Source organism: Candidatus Dependentiae bacterium (assembly GCA_018897535.1).
Classification (GTDB): Bacteria; Babelota; Babeliae; order Babelales; family UASB340; genus UASB340.
This window is the reverse complement of record JAHIKO010000004.1, coordinates 1-14,147: the sequence shown is the minus strand read 5'-3', so window position 1 is coordinate 14,147 and position 14,147 is coordinate 1. Positions and strand designations below refer to the sequence as shown.

15 protein-coding genes are annotated in these 14,147 nt (G+C 27.3%); 11 read left to right on the top strand and 4 right to left on the bottom strand.

The genetic code is table 11. From position 1 onward, the window contains the following. The coding region (locus KKE07_00180; GenBank protein MBU4269285.1) for an alanine--tRNA ligase at positions 1–724 on the bottom strand (724 nt) is incomplete at its 3' end. Between the two features lie 102 nt (positions 725–826). Here KKE07_00180 and KKE07_00175 point away from each other — a divergent pair. The 4 genes from KKE07_00175 to KKE07_00160 all read left to right on the top strand — a co-directional run bounded on the left by KKE07_00175 (position 827) and on the right by KKE07_00160 (position 3,609). Then, a complete protein-coding gene (locus tag KKE07_00175) occupies positions 827–1,483 on the top strand; it encodes an N-acetylmuramoyl-L-alanine amidase (GenBank protein ID MBU4269284.1) in 657 nt (218 codons plus the stop codon). Further along, positions 1,480–1,926, top strand: coding sequence for an NfeD family protein (locus KKE07_00170; GenBank protein ID MBU4269283.1), 447 nt, complete (start codon positions 1,480–1,482; stop codon positions 1,924–1,926). Before KKE07_00175 ends, KKE07_00170 begins: the two co-directional genes overlap by 4 nt. Before the next feature lie 8 nt (positions 1,927–1,934). Further along, positions 1,935–2,885 (top strand): SPFH/Band 7/PHB domain protein, encoded by a 951-nt coding sequence (locus KKE07_00165; protein MBU4269282.1) that lies wholly within the window; start codon positions 1,935–1,937, stop codon positions 2,883–2,885. A 97-nt stretch (positions 2,886–2,982) separates the two neighbouring features. Continuing rightward, entirely contained in the window at positions 2,983–3,609 is a 627-nt protein-coding gene (locus KKE07_00160; protein ID MBU4269281.1) for a hypothetical protein, read from the top strand. Between the two features lies 1 nt (position 3,610). Here KKE07_00160 and KKE07_00155 read toward each other — a convergent pair whose 3' ends face one another. Next, positions 3,611–3,805 (bottom strand): LPXTG cell wall anchor domain-containing protein, encoded by a 195-nt coding sequence (locus KKE07_00155; GenBank protein MBU4269280.1) that lies wholly within the window; start codon positions 3,803–3,805, stop codon positions 3,611–3,613. Between the two features lie 198 nt (positions 3,806–4,003). Between KKE07_00155 and KKE07_00150 the strand changes: the two genes are divergently transcribed. Continuing rightward, entirely contained in the window at positions 4,004–5,410 is a 1,407-nt protein-coding gene (locus KKE07_00150; GenBank protein ID MBU4269279.1) for an FAD-dependent oxidoreductase, read from the top strand. Between the two features lie 134 nt (positions 5,411–5,544). On the opposite strand, the gene uvrC is transcribed toward KKE07_00150, so the two are convergent. Further along, positions 5,545–7,128 carry an excinuclease ABC subunit UvrC gene (gene uvrC / locus KKE07_00145; GenBank protein ID MBU4269278.1) on the bottom strand — a complete coding sequence of 528 codons (1,584 nt, stop codon included), beginning with the start codon at positions 7,126–7,128 and terminating at the stop codon, positions 5,545–5,547. Positions 7,129–7,251: 123 nt separating this feature from the next. Between uvrC and KKE07_00140 the strand changes: the two genes are divergently transcribed. After that, on the top strand, positions 7,252–8,463 hold the full coding sequence (locus tag KKE07_00140) for a M23 family metallopeptidase (protein MBU4269277.1): 1,212 nt from the start codon (positions 7,252–7,254) through the stop codon (positions 8,461–8,463). Between the two features lie 15 nt (positions 8,464–8,478). On the opposite strand, the gene KKE07_00135 is transcribed toward KKE07_00140, so the two are convergent. Beyond that, positions 8,479–9,939 carry a metallophosphoesterase gene (locus KKE07_00135; protein MBU4269276.1) on the bottom strand — a complete coding sequence of 487 codons (1,461 nt, stop codon included), beginning with the start codon at positions 9,937–9,939 and terminating at the stop codon, positions 8,479–8,481. A 133-nt stretch (positions 9,940–10,072) separates the two neighbouring features. Between KKE07_00135 and KKE07_00130 the strand changes: the two genes are divergently transcribed. The 5 genes from KKE07_00130 to KKE07_00110 form a co-directional block, all read left to right on the top strand. Then, positions 10,073–10,639, top strand: a complete 567-nt coding sequence (locus tag KKE07_00130) for a hypothetical protein (GenBank protein MBU4269275.1) — start codon at positions 10,073–10,075, stop codon at positions 10,637–10,639. Further along, positions 10,623–10,934: a hypothetical protein gene (locus tag KKE07_00125; protein MBU4269274.1), complete on the top strand. Its 312-nt coding sequence runs from the start codon at positions 10,623–10,625 to the stop codon at positions 10,932–10,934. The genes KKE07_00130 and KKE07_00125 overlap by 17 nt, the downstream gene beginning before the upstream one ends. 17 nt (positions 10,935–10,951) lie before the next feature. Then, positions 10,952–12,592 (top strand): type II and III secretion system protein, encoded by a 1,641-nt coding sequence (locus KKE07_00120; GenBank protein ID MBU4269273.1) that lies wholly within the window; start codon positions 10,952–10,954, stop codon positions 12,590–12,592. A 230-nt stretch (positions 12,593–12,822) separates the two neighbouring features. Next, complete coding sequence (locus tag KKE07_00115; protein ID MBU4269272.1) at positions 12,823–13,908, top strand: hypothetical protein; 1,086 nt, start codon at positions 12,823–12,825, stop codon at positions 13,906–13,908. Positions 13,909–13,915: 7 nt separating this feature from the next. Then, a partial coding sequence (locus tag KKE07_00110; protein MBU4269271.1) for a hypothetical protein occupies positions 13,916–14,147 on the top strand: 232 nt, incomplete at its 3' end.

Sequence of the window (14,147 nt, the reverse complement as noted above, 5' to 3'; positions counted from 1 at the left end):
CTTTTTTTTGTAAAATCATATTTAAACGCTCAAAGCCCATTCCGGTATCAATGCCGGTTTGTTGCAATGGGATAAGTCTACCATCTTGTTGACGCTCAAATTGCATAAATACTAAATTCCAAATTTCCGTAAAGCGTCCGCATGAACATGATGGATCGCAATGATCTGATTTACAACCAACATCTTTTCCGTTATCAAAATGTATCTCGGTGCATGGTCCACAAGGTCCGGTATCGCCCATTTGCCAAAAATTTTCTTTTTCACCAAGTCTGTAAATTTTATCTGCCGGAATACCTATAATTTTGTTCCAGATTTCATAGGCCTGATCGTCGTCTTTATAAATAGTAATTTTTAAATCTTTTGGATTGATATTTACTTCTTTTGTCAAAAATTCCCAAGCATATTTTATGGCATCTTTTTTGAAGTAATCTCCGAATGAAAAGTTACCCATCATTTCAAAAAATGTGAGGTGTCTATTTGTAAAACCAACTTCTTCAAGATCATTATGTTTTCCGCCGGCTCTTACACATTTTTGAATGGAGCAAGCTGTTTTATATAATCTTTTTTCATTGCCTAAAAAAAGGTCTTTAAATTGGTTCATTCCGGCATTAGTAAACAATAATGTAGGATCTTGGGCTGGTATCAATGAAGAGCTAGAAACGATTTCATGACCATTTTTTTTAAAATAGTTTAAGAATTTTTCTCTTATTTCCATAGAGTTCATATTTTTACCCAAACTTTTATAATAAAAATAAATAAGTATAATTAACTAATTAAAAGCTGTTTTTTATAATACTACAGAAAATATAGCTGTCAAAAAGGTAATATGCTAAAAAAAATAATATTTTTATTATTTACAATATTTTTTATACATATTAATGCACAAATTACTGTGATGATTGATCCTGCGGGAGATTCAAAAAATGTGGGCCGAAAGCTTGTGGAAAGTTATGAACGCTCTATAACTTTTAAGCTTGCCGAGAAATTAAAACAAAAACTACATGAAAAATATGACTATAATTGTGTACTTACGAAATATCAGGGAGAAGAGGTTATTGAATTACAAAATGCGTCTTTTGCAAATAGATTGAATGTAGATCTTTACTTGAGTTTGCATGTGTTTAGGCATGAATTTGCCAAACCCAAGCTTTTTTTGTATAATCTTATTCGTAATCGGTTGGTGGATTTCGCAGTTAGGTCAACAGATCCGTTCAAGTTTGTTTCGGTGTCTCAGTCTCACTATTTAAATATAAACAAAACGAAAGTTTACGTAGAATCAATAAAAAATTATTTTGGGCGAAAAGAGTATGCAAACAAATTCGATTTTTATGGAGTTTTTGGTATACCTATAAAATCTTTGGTTGGAATAACGGCACCTGCTGTTGCCATAGAAATTGGATTATGTAATGAAGATCAATTGGATTTTTTTGTAGAGCCAATTGTTGAAAGTTTAAATTTTTTATATCAAGAGGTGATATCATGACAGATATTTTTTCTTTACTTACTCCAAATATAGCCTATTTTTGGTTAATTCTAGCTCTAGTTTTTTTACTATTGGAGATTTCAACTCCAGGGTTATTTTTGTTTGTTACCTTTGCTATAGGTTCAATTTTAGCGTCTATAGTTGCATTTTTGGATTATTCACTTTTTGTGCAATGTATTACTTTGATTTTAGGATTTTTAGCATCTTTTTTGATTATTAAATTGTTTTTAAAAAGTAAAGAATCCAAGCGAGTTAATACAACTGTTGATGCTCTTGTTGGGCGCATATGTTTGGTTACAAAAAAAATAGATAAAAATAATTCCGGATTGGTTAAAGTTGATGGTGAAGTTTGGGCTGCCGTTGGTAAAGATGATAAAGAATTTTTACCGGGGCAAAATGTCAAAATAGTAGTTGTTAAAGGCAATAAGTTAATAGTTTCTTAGGAGATAACATGATATTTACATTTTATACATTTTTTATTTTATTTGTTTTATTTTTGTTGTTGGTTATTTCAAAATCAACCTATATTGTAAAGCAATCTGAAGTGATAATGGTTGAGCGTCTTGGAAAATATAATAAAATGCTCAAATCAGGAATACATTTTGTGATTCCTTTTATAGATCAACCAAGAAGAGTTTTTTGGACTTTTGTAAAAGAAGCTCCATCTGCTCCGGGAAAATTATACAGATACAATGAGCTTCTTGAGCGAATTGATTTAAGAGAAGCTGTTTATGATTTCCCAAAGCAAAATGTTATCACAAGAGATAACGTTACTATGGAAATAAACGCTTTACTTTATTATCAGATTACAGATCCTGAAAGAGCGATTTATGAAGTTTCCAATTTGCCTCAAGCTATTGAAAAATTGACCCAAACAACTTTGCGTAACGTTATTGGAGCATTGGATCTTGACGGAACATTGGTTTCACGTGATCAAATTAATGAAAAATTACGTGAAATTCTTGATGATGCAACAGATAAATGGGGCGTTAAGGTCAATAGAGTTGAGTTGCAAGAAGTAAATCCTCCACAGGATATTCGAGTTGCAATGGAAAAACAGATGAGAGCTGAGCGAGATAAGCGTGCATTAATACTTGAAGCTGAAGGTAAAAAACAGGCAGCCATTCTTGAAGCTGAAGGTGAAAAAATGTCAAAAATTACCCGAGCTCAAGGTGAAGCTGAGGCAAGACTTTTAACAACGCAAGCAGAATCTGAAGCTATTCAGATGATAAGCAAGGCTGTTCCAGGTGCTGATCCATTGCCATATATGGTTGCGCTTAATTATATAAAGGCTTTGCCTGAAATTACAAAAGACAAAGAAGGTAAGATGATTTTATTACCATATGAATCTAGTGCTTTGATGGGTTCTTTGTCTACAATTAAAGAGATATTTAAATCTTAATTTGATTTTTGATATGAAGCTGAACAGATTTACTCTTATATTTATTTTTTATTCTTTGGGTATTTTTGATTTATTTGGGATGAGGCGCTTTAAAAGTATGTTTTTTCCTAAAAAATTAACATTAGATGAAAATGATCGAAGTAAATCTGTTCAGCCTAGTTTCAGTTCTTCAGATAATGAAAATGAAAGTTCTCCATTAATAAGGCTTACAAGAGATCCAAAATATAAAAATATCAGGCTTAAAAATTTAGTTTTAAGCAAAGTTAGTTTCATAAATAAAACTAACTTGAACGTTAAAATGCATTTAGATTTTTCAAAAACTAATAATGCTTTAAATATAGCAATTTGCAAAAAAAATATAGATGGAAAATCTAGTGATATTAATTTAATTAATGAATTAAAAAAAAATTTGGCCATGAATAATGTGGTTAATAGATCTTTATATTTTTTTGACATGGAGTTGGTTTTAAATAAGAATCAAATTCTTGAAGATGAAATTGAAGAAGTTACATTTTATTTTGATGTAAATATTGGTACAGATTTTAGAGGATCTATATTTTCTCTTGAACTTGAAAATATTAAAGAGTTTTCTTGGCAGGGTAAAATTTATGTTTTTCTTGTTGATTATTATGGATTGACTCCTATATATGACATAGAAAAAATGAAAAATATTGCTAATAATTCTGTTCTTCAGAGTAAAAAATCTTTAAATCTTGAAAATTAATCTACTTTCTTCTCTTAAAAATTAAAATAATTAAAGCAATTAATATTGCCGCAAGAAGTCCGGCCAAAATGAAAGCAGCCGTTTTCGCTTCAGCAATCTTATCTCTAATTTGGCTTAAATTGTTTAATGCCTTAAATGGATTTATTACCGGCGGAAGTATTTTATCAAGCATATTAAAATTTATTTTATCAAACATAATGTCTCCTTTGTTTTATAAAAATTAAAATACTTTATTTTTCTATAAAATTTCAAGATTTTTAAATTATTGATTATTTTTTCGATTTTTTAGTAACATTTCAAAATAATAGTAAAAATTTTTAGAAGGGAGGGTCTTGTCGAATTTATAAAAATCAGAAAAACTTTTTGTTTGTCGGGTTATTTTTGGGAGAGTATTGTGAAATCAAAAAAAATAATAGTATCTTTAGGTCTATCCATTCTTTTATTAAGTAATCTTTCGGCTGTTTTTGAATTATCAGAAAATATTAATAGAACAAACCCTAAAAATGTTGCTGTTGTTGGTGGCGGTATGGCCGGATTGACTACTGCAATAATTTTGATTGATAACGGTTGCAATGTTACATTGTTGGAATCTCAAAATTATATAGGTGGCAAACTTTATTCTGAAGAAATTGGAGGTATTCAATCAAATTTGGGTGCCCAATATGTTTTTGATGCTATGCACCCGGTTATTGATTATTACATTAATATAATAAGAAAAAAGAAACTTAATGATTTAAAAACCGGTTATATAGAAAATGGCATATATAACAACTTAACATTGCTTTATTTATTAAAAATTATGTCTGCCATTGGAATTATGAGTGAAGACAGAGCTGCTTCATTAGGAGATAAAGCTTTTTATTTTGATAAATTACCTGACAATCAGTTATGGAATCAATTTGAAAATATGACAACAAATTATTATTTAAATACATATAAAACATTGGATCCTGATGCTGCAAAATATATTGCTGCAAATTTAAAATCTGAAACCGGTGGCGATTTAAATAATTTAATGGGGTTAATGCCGGTTGGTTGGTATGGTGATCTTGAACAGGGCGATCGCTATTTATTAAAAGATGGTAATGAATCGTTAGCTGTTGCAATAAAAGATGATATTGTTGCAAAAGGTGGCACTGTTCTTTTAGAAAAAACTGTTACAAATGTTGCAGTAAATGGTGAGGCTGTAACCATTTCTTGTCTTGATAGCTCAAACTATACAGCTGATTATGTAGTAATTGCAACACCATCTTATATAGCAAAAAACATAGTTTCAGGTTTATCTACAGAAAAAACAAATGCGCTTAATGCTGTAGATTATTCTAAGATAGCCATAGTAAGTTTATATGTTAAAAATTTCCCAACAGGTAATGATTTACATGGTGTATTATATTTAGATGATAATAATATTGGAGGCTTTTTAAGCCAGACAGGATCTATTTTAAATATTGGAAAATCCAACAGATATTTATTAAAAGAAACAAACGTTGTAAATGCTATTGTTACAAACGAGACACTTTTAAATATGTCTGATGTTAATTTGGTAAATTATGTTGCAACGCAATTACAAACAACCGAACCAAATTTCAATCCAAATTGTGATGTAATAAGTTATTTAATTAAACGTTATGATAAAGGTATTGTAAAATTCCCGTTACAATATTTAACAAATTATCAAGCACAATTACAAGCTCCTGTTTCAAATAAAATATTTTTTGCAGGGGATTATATTTATTCACCGGATCTAGCTGGTGCTGCATGGGCTGGAGATAGAGCTGCTCAAGCAATTCTTGCTCAATAAAATTCGACTAATTTGAATAAATTATAAAAAATCGAGTAGCGTTGCGTTTTGCGCGGAGGGCGATAGCCCTCCGCTAACACAGTAACGCCATGCCGGAGGCAGGCTCTTTTGTCTTATATAATAAAATTATTTTTTTACTCGTTTATATTTGTTCTTACTTTTCTATGATAACTTATTGCAAAATGGTGCGTATAATCCCTTAACGCTATCAATACTTGTGCGGTATAATTTTGTGGGTTTAATATCTTGCCGTTTGGTATATTTTTTGAAAACACGGTTTCTTCTCTTTTTGCTAAACTTGCAATTTGAGCAGTTGGTAAAATTTTTTCTATGGAACTAAGTTGACCTTTACCACCGTCTATTAAAATTAAATCGGGAATATTGTCTGAAAATTTATATCTTCTTGAAACTATTTCTTGAAGTGCCGCATAATCATTTTGATTGTCCAGGGTTTTGATTTTAAAATGTCTAAAATTTTTATAATCAGGCTGCCCATCTTTAAACCTTACGCAAGAGCCAACCATAAAGTTACCTTGTGTATGTGAAATATCAAAGCAATCAATAGTATTTACATCTTTTTCTAATTTTAATAATAATTTTAAAGAAATATTAAGTGATTTTTGATTTTTAAGTTCTTCTTGAGCGTGAATTTGAGCAAGATTTACAAGACTTAATAAGTGGCCATCATTTGGTTTGATTATAGATATATTGTTTGTTTTATGCTGCCATAGTTTTATAAACTTTTCTAATAAAATTTTTTCATTATTTTTTATTTCAAAATTTATAAGAATTATATTATTTGCATTAAAATTTTGATAATAGCTATTTATATATTCTATATAAGAATTTTCGTGTTCTAAAAATATATTAAATATTTTTTTTCTCTTAATTGCACCGTTAAGTTCTTCAAAAACGATTAAATTTTTTGTATTTGTATCCAAAATCCAAATATCTTTAAGAGCCAAATTTTTTGCTATTTTTTTATAACTATAGTCTTCATCTAAAGTTTTAAACACTATATTAAAAGCTTTTCTATATTCATGTAACTCTTTTGATTTTTCAAAATTTAATAAATTATTATTATTTTTGATTTCTTGATTTAAATAATTTAAAAATTTTTTGTGCCCGGATTCTAATGATTTTTTTGCCAGATTTAATCTTGTTATGTATGCATTTTTATCAAAATTATTTGTGCATGAGCCTGCACATAAACCTAGATGAAAATCAAGACAACCATTATCTATTTTTTTGTTACATAGTTTTAATCTAAATGTATGTAATAAAAAATTATAAACTTTTCTTGTTTCCGTTTTATCTATAAATGGTCCAAAATAAGTGCCTTTTTCTTTTTTATTTCTGACTATTTTTATTTCTGGCAATTTTTTTGATGGCTGTGAAAAAAGTATATACAAAAATGGTTGTCCATCTTTTAATAAAATGTTAAATTTGGGTTGATTTGCTTTTATTAATTCTGCTTCCAAAAGCATTGCTTGAAGTTCACTTTTTGTAATAATAAATTCTAAACTTGTAGCATTTTGTGTTAATGATAAAGATTTTAAATCTTGTTCTTTTTGGAAATAACTTTTAATTCTTTTTTTTAAATTTTTTGCTTTTCCAATATAAATAATTTGGTTATCTATATTTTTAAAAATATAGATTCCGGGAGAACTTGGAAATTTTTTTGCTTGATTTAATAAAATATTAAAACTATTATTCATAATTGCTTTTTAAATTTAAAAATAATTTACTACATAATAAAAATATGTATATTAAATGAACGATGCAACCGGGTTGTTTTGTTTGTAAAAATATAGTTAAAAATAACAAAAAAGGGCATATTTATGTTTCACAAATTTAAAGTTCCGTTAATTATTAGTTTTTTAGGTTTAATTACACTGTTTTTAGGTTATAAGGCCATTAGTTATTCAACCTATTCGGTTGTTCCTGAAATTAGTACAAAAGGGCTGACTTCGGGAGATTATTATTCCGGAGTGGTTCAATCTAAAATAGTTTCAAATAATGGCTATAAAATTGATCATATAGACGTTTATCTTGATGGAAAAATGTTAGATTTGGATGGAACAAAAAAAATAAATAAAAAGAGTTTAAATTTTCCATTAACAATAGATACAACAACATTGCTTGATGGTAAACACAATTTAACTGTGGATATTGTTGATGCAAGTAAACATCAAAATAAAAATCAGATGAATTTAGATTTTTATGTTGATAATACCGATTTAAATGCAACATTTATTGATCAATCATATAAAGTTTTACAGGGCAGAACAATTCATGCAAAAATTAAAGCGAATAAAAAACTTGCAGATGCCAAAATTCAATTTCTTGAAAAAAATTATGAATTTTATCCTGAGTCTGAATATTCAACAGTTTATGAATCTTTTATTCCGGTTGATTGTGATTTAAATGCCGGTGAATACCAATTGAATGCAAAAGTTAAAGATTTTGTTGGTCATGATATGAACCTTTCAGGAAGAGTTGATATTCAGGAATATAATTTTCCAAAACAAAAAGGCTTTGTAGTTGAAAAAGGTAAGCTTGAAGAAGAAAAAGAAGTTAGTATGAGCAATAGAATATTGGAAGATGCTATTGAAAAATGGCTTACTGATTCTCCAAATAAAAAATTATGGACCGGAAGATTTGAAGTTCCTGTTGATATTAAAAAAATAACAACTCCTTTTGGCGAGATTAGAACAACTTCTGAAAAGGGACATTATATGCACAAGGCTGTTGATATTTTGAATAATCCGAGAAGTGTTATTTGGGCCAGCCAAGAGGGTAAAGTTGTTATAAAAGATAGATTTTTATTAACAGGAAATACTATTGTTCTTGATCATGGTATTGGCGTATTTACAATATACTGTCATCTGGAAGACTTTGCAGATATTGAGGTTGGTGATTTGGTTAAAAAGGGTAATAAGATTGGTCGTATGGGTATGACAGGTTATGCCAATGGTTATCACCTGCACTGGGAATTAAGAGTTAATAACGTGGCTGTTGATCCATTCCAGTGGACACAAAAGAATTTTTAAAATTTAATTTTTAATTTAGGTTTGTTTTTTAAGCCACCATAAAAAATTAAATTTAAAATTTTTGCGTAAAAAATCAGGCATAGGATTGCTTGGAATATTTAAATCCTCTTTTGTATCTATATAAATAGGGTTAATATTTATTTTTTTATTGAAAGATATGTTTACTATTGATGGCATGTATTTATATATTCCAAAAAATTGAATATGTCGGATTATATTTTTAGTGCCTTCGTTATTTGTAGTGTACATAAACCCGTATTTGTTTAAATTTTTGCTGTAGTGATTATGACCACAAACAAATAAATTTATATTATTTGTTTCCATATATTGATAAATATCTTTTTCAGATAAGCCTTCTGAATTGTTTCTTTTTTCATCAACATCTCCATCAAGTATGCTGTCTCCCCAGATATATTTATTATAATTATCATTTATAAAAGTTTTATCGGCTTGAAGTTTTATGGCATTTTTTTTATTTCTTTTATTTAATTTAAATGCAGTATCAATTGTTCCATGGGAAAATTGTATTGTAAATTTGTTTTTATCAATTAAAAATGCAGTTGATGGTAGTAATTTTAGTGTTGAAATTATATTTTTATAATTTGAATTTTCAAAATATAGTTTCATTATTTTTTCCAGATCTGATTTATTTAAATCCAATTCATCTTGATTTATATCTTTTCCTAATGTTTTAAAATATTTGATTACTTCATCAAATAGATTACTTTCTATATTGGAAAAATATCTACCTATTTCCATTGAAAAACCGTAATTATGTGAAGTGATAAATGATTCATGATTTCCACGTAGCAAAATTACATTATTGGGATTTTTATTAAACAGCAGCATAAAAAGATAAATGCATTCAGCTCCATTTAAACCTCTATCTATTATGTCGCCTGTGTTAATAAAATATGTTTCCATTTCTTGTTGATTATCATTTTTTAAATTTATTAATTCCAATTTATCTGTTAAAACTCCTAAACTTTTTAATTTTCTTAAATCTTTAATTAAATGTAGCGAACTTGCATGAATATCCCCGATAGAATATGAATTAATTAGATTTTTTGACTGAGTTAGTCTTCCATAATAAATACTGCGTTGATCATATATATCTTTTTCTTGAAGCGAAATTGCTGTTTTGAAATTTTTATTATCAATAAGCTTAGTTATATTTTTTCTAAATAGATCTAATTCGTTTTTGAATGATTCTTTAAAACCATCAATATTTAAAAATATGTATTTATCACATAAAACACTATCGTCGAGACTGTCGTTAAAAACTATATCGGATAGGATTTTTTCGCTTACCTGATCGTGAATACTTTCAGATCGTTTCTTTTTTTTATATTCTTGAGACGGTTCTATTTTAGTCATGTTTTTTATTCTTTTATCTCTCATGCACATTAAATTTTGAATTAACGAAAAACTCAAAAAGACTATTAAAAAAAATAAATTTGTCCTATTTGTTTTCATAAATAACCTTAATTTTAAAATGGATGGGAATTTATTATAATTAAATGTTAATTAAATTTGTATGTTTTTTTCAAGTTAATTTAATTTTTAAATACTTTACTTTTGCAATAATATTCTTTTAAGATTCAAAAAAATGAAATTTTTAAAGAATATTATGCAAAATTTTATAAAAACAAAAACTTATTATAAATATCTTTTGTCGGTTTTACTTCTATTCGCTATTTATGGGATTTTCTATCTGTTTTTTTTAAATCCTAAAAATTATAAAATAGATAATTTAAATTTTCAGCTAAAAGATCTGAATCAACAAAAAGAGATTTATAATAAGGTTGTTTTTACAAACAAAAATTTAAATAACGAAAATCTAAATCTTAATCAAGAATTTGATAAATTAAAATTAGATCAAAATTTAGATAAAAATGTATTAAATACAATATTAGTATCTTTAGAAAAATATTCGTTAAATTGTTTAAAATATTCAAAATTACCAACTATAAAAAAGGGTAATTATAAGTATAAAGTTTATAGATTTTATATTCAGGGTGATTTTGATAATTTAACATCTTTTATTTCCAACGATTTTATATTTAAAAATTTAATTAAAATTAAAAATATTTATTTTGTAAATTTTGAAAAGACAGGTTTAAATTTTTTATTAGATTTAAAAATTATGAGTTTTATAAATGAAAACAAAGTATAAATTGTTATTTTTAATATTTTTAATATTGGGTTTCTTGTGTAAAAATCTTTTATCAAGAAACCCTTTTTCTTTTGAGAGCGATAAAGTAAATCAAAAGAATATTGGCAATCATGAAAATATAAACTTGGTAGCTATTTTAAGTTGTAATAGCTCTTTTGGTGCTGTTTTACAAAAGACAGACATACAAGAAACCGTATATATTGGCGATACAGTTTGGGGTTATAAAGTTATAAAAATATGTGAAAATCAGATAGAACTATTTAAGAATAATAAAAAAATAAATTTAAGTATTTAATTAGGGGGCATATTGTAATGATTTTTTATCTTATTTTTAGCTTATTGTTTTTTATTTCACTTAATGCCGATGAAGTTTTTATTCCAACAGAAGCACCTGATTTATCAAGAGTGCCAAATTATGTTTCAGACATGCTTCAAGAAGAAAAAGATAAAAATGATAATTCTGAACTTTCAAAATTTGAAAATACTGTAAAAGAAATTGTAAATACGCAGGATAGCCAACTAGCCAAAAAAGCTGATGAACTAATAAAAGATAAAGATAAACTTAACAACTTATTAAGTAATTTTAAAAATACAAATACTACTTTAGATGTAAAAGATACTGAATTTGCAGAATTGCAAGAAATTATCAACTTGCAATACGAATATGAGCCATTATTGAACAATACAATTTCTTTTAAGTCTAAAACTGTAGATGTAAAAAATGTGATAGAGCTTATTGGTAAAATTGCCGGTTTAAATTTTATTATCGATTCGTCAGTTTCCGGAATTATCAGTAATATAAATTTTGAAAATATTACACTATCATCTGCATTAAAAATTGTTTTATCGTCTGCATTTCCAAGACTGGTTCTTGTAAGAGAGCATAATGTTTTGCGAATTATGAATTTAAAAGATGCAGTGTTAATTTTAAAATCAAAATACGCAGATTCGCTTATATCTGATTTTGTAATAATTTATAACGCAAAATTTTCAGAAACGTTTAAACTGCGTGTGGAAAAAATGTGGTATGGAATTATTGGAAAAACAGAAAATAAAAAGGGGTACTATTTAGTTTTTGATGATGAATCAAAAAAGATATTTTTTAAAGGTAGTAAGTCTGAAATTTTGGAATTTAAAAATTTCTTAAAACAGATTGATATTGATATACCGCAAATAAGAATAGATGCTCGAATTGCTGTGGCGGCAAAAGATTTTGAAGAAAGCTTTGGGTTGCAAGTTTCAGGTGTTTATAATAGATCGGCAAGTATTAATCACGGTTGGAATGTAGCAGGTTTTGGTCCAATAAAAACCGATGGACAGGGCGATTTTAAAACCGGTAACTTAATGGATTGGGCATTAAATTTATTACCGGATTCTGCAAGTAAGTTTTTAAATTTCCCATTTATTTTAGGCGGTCATGATTTAAATACAAAGCGTTTAAATTTAGTTTTAAATGCTGCAGAAAATAAAAGTGAAATAGAAACTATTTTAAAACCAACACTTCTTGTTAATAGCGGAGATTTTGCGGAAATTTTGGTTGGTAATGAAGTTCCAATAGAAACAAATGTGCAAGAAAGAATTGAAGGATCTTTACGAAATATTGATACAATAAGTTATAAAGATCTGGGTATGAAACTTAAGGTTAAACCAACCGTAACGCCGGATAATAAATCTGTTTTCTTGGATATTTTTGTTGAACATTCATATTTTAAAGATGCAACGTTTAATGCAAAAACTTCTGTGATTGTTATGAATAAGACGACTAATAAAGTTTTATTGAATAGCGGTCAGACGACACTTATCGGCGGTTTGATTTCCAATGAAAAAAGAAAGATAAAAAATGGTGTTCCAATTTTACAGCATATTCCGGTTATTGGATTGCTTTTTTCGGGTAAAAGAAAATTAAAAAATGATGATCAATTGATGATTTTTATTACTCCAACGATTGTTTAAAAAAAATAATTAAAAATATTTCTTTAAATGGATTCTATTAGAATTATATTTTTATTTTAAAATTACTTGCATTTTATTTAATTCTATGTAATTTACTAAAAGTTTGTAAATTTGATTTGATGTTAAATTTTAAGGAGTTGCTGCCGTAAAAAAATTGAAATTAAAAAGGTTTGAACAGGATGTAGTAATTTGTGGTATAAAAATCACGCTTCAAAGAGATAAAGGAATGTATGAAAAGTCGAAAAATAATATTTGTTCAAACAATTCTGTTCTTATTTCTAAATTTATTTTTTCAAACAATTTTTTCTGGATTGCCAATGAATACATTGGTGGTATTGGGCACAAATCCAGTTTGTGTAAAAAAGATTCAAGATATAAAAATTGAAGATCAAATTTTAAGTGTGAAAGAAAGAGAAGATGGTTTATTTGAATTCGCAAATACAAAAATAAAAGCTATTTCAAAAGAGATAAAAAAAAGAGAATTAATAAATTATAACTTAATTTTACTTGAAACATCTTTAAACAATTCGAATAATGGGCAATTGTTAATTGATTCTGAATCGCAATTTTATAATTCAAAAACAAAATCATGGACTAATTGTGTGGATTTATCTTTAGTAGATAAACTTTTAGATGTGAACTTAAATGAAATATCTATAGATAAAATAATAAAAGAAAATTCTGATGTTGATATAGAAGTGTATGAATTATCTCTTGAAGAACCACATTGTTATTTTGTATGTGATTCGGCTGGAAATCCAATTTTAATACACAATATGGATCAAATTTTTATGACTGTTGGAGATAAAGCTGAACCAATAATTGAAACAGTTGTTTCTACAGGAGTAACCCTTTTTGGTTTAGCTAAATCCTTAGGTCTTTTTGATAAGAAAAAAAAGCAGGAAGATAAGAAGCAACTGCCTAAAGGCGCAGAAAATAATAAAAGTGAAAATAAGGCTACAGATAAGACCAAAAAGACTGATGATGAAAAACCTCGGGATAAAGATAAACCCAAAGGTAAAGATCCTATAAAAGATGGGCTTATAGAAGGAGCTGAAAAAGATACAAATAAAAAATCAGGAAGATCTGATATTTATAAAAAACCAGGAGGAGTAAATCGAAAAGATATGGACTTTGATAAATTAAAAATTAAAAAGGTCGTAAATTATGGAAATGGGATAAAAGTTGGTTATTTGTCGGATGGCAGAACAGTTATTTCTAGAAATCATTCAAGTACAAAGAATGGTGCGACTAGTTATCCAACCAATGAATTACAACATGCTGATGGTTCAAAAACAAAGGTTAGATATTATTAGGATATAGATGAAAAAATTAAACAATGAAATTTGGCAAAAATGGGCTATTATTAAAAATAAAAATATTTCTTATGATATAAAAAATATTATCTATGGAAAGTATGGATTAGTTATAGAGCTTTACGGAGTAGATGATTTTGTTGCACAAGATATTTCAATTAAATTTGGTTATCCGATTGCATACAGATTAATTGATCATGATTACAATGAAGTCAAATATCAAAAATTAATTCAAAATG

Bases quoted from the DNA above. Each gene is read 5' to 3' on its own strand.
- KKE07_00175 (MBU4269284.1), top strand. From the start codon at position 827: ATGCTAAAAAAAATAATATTTTTATTATTTACAATATTTTTTATACAT.
- KKE07_00170 (MBU4269283.1), top strand. From the start codon at position 1,480: ATGACAGATATTTTTTCTTTACTTACTCCAAATATAGCCTATTTTTGG.
- KKE07_00165 (MBU4269282.1), top strand. From the start codon at position 1,935: ATGATATTTACATTTTATACATTTTTTATTTTATTTGTTTTATTTTTG.
- KKE07_00160 (MBU4269281.1), top strand. From the start codon at position 2,983: ATGTTTTTTCCTAAAAAATTAACATTAGATGAAAATGATCGAAGTAAA.
- KKE07_00155 (MBU4269280.1), bottom strand. From the start codon at position 3,805: ATGTTTGATAAAATAAATTTTAATATGCTTGATAAAATACTTCCGCCG.
- uvrC (MBU4269278.1), bottom strand. From the start codon at position 7,128: ATGAATAATAGTTTTAATATTTTATTAAATCAAGCAAAAAAATTTCCA.
- KKE07_00140 (MBU4269277.1), top strand. From the start codon at position 7,252: ATGTTTCACAAATTTAAAGTTCCGTTAATTATTAGTTTTTTAGGTTTA.
- KKE07_00135 (MBU4269276.1), bottom strand. From the start codon at position 9,939: ATGAAAACAAATAGGACAAATTTATTTTTTTTAATAGTCTTTTTGAGT.
- KKE07_00130 (MBU4269275.1), top strand. From the start codon at position 10,073: ATGAAATTTTTAAAGAATATTATGCAAAATTTTATAAAAACAAAAACT.
- KKE07_00125 (MBU4269274.1), top strand. From the start codon at position 10,623: ATGAAAACAAAGTATAAATTGTTATTTTTAATATTTTTAATATTGGGT.
- KKE07_00120 (MBU4269273.1), top strand. From the start codon at position 10,952: ATGATTTTTTATCTTATTTTTAGCTTATTGTTTTTTATTTCACTTAAT.
- KKE07_00115 (MBU4269272.1), top strand. From the start codon at position 12,823: ATGAAAAGTCGAAAAATAATATTTGTTCAAACAATTCTGTTCTTATTT.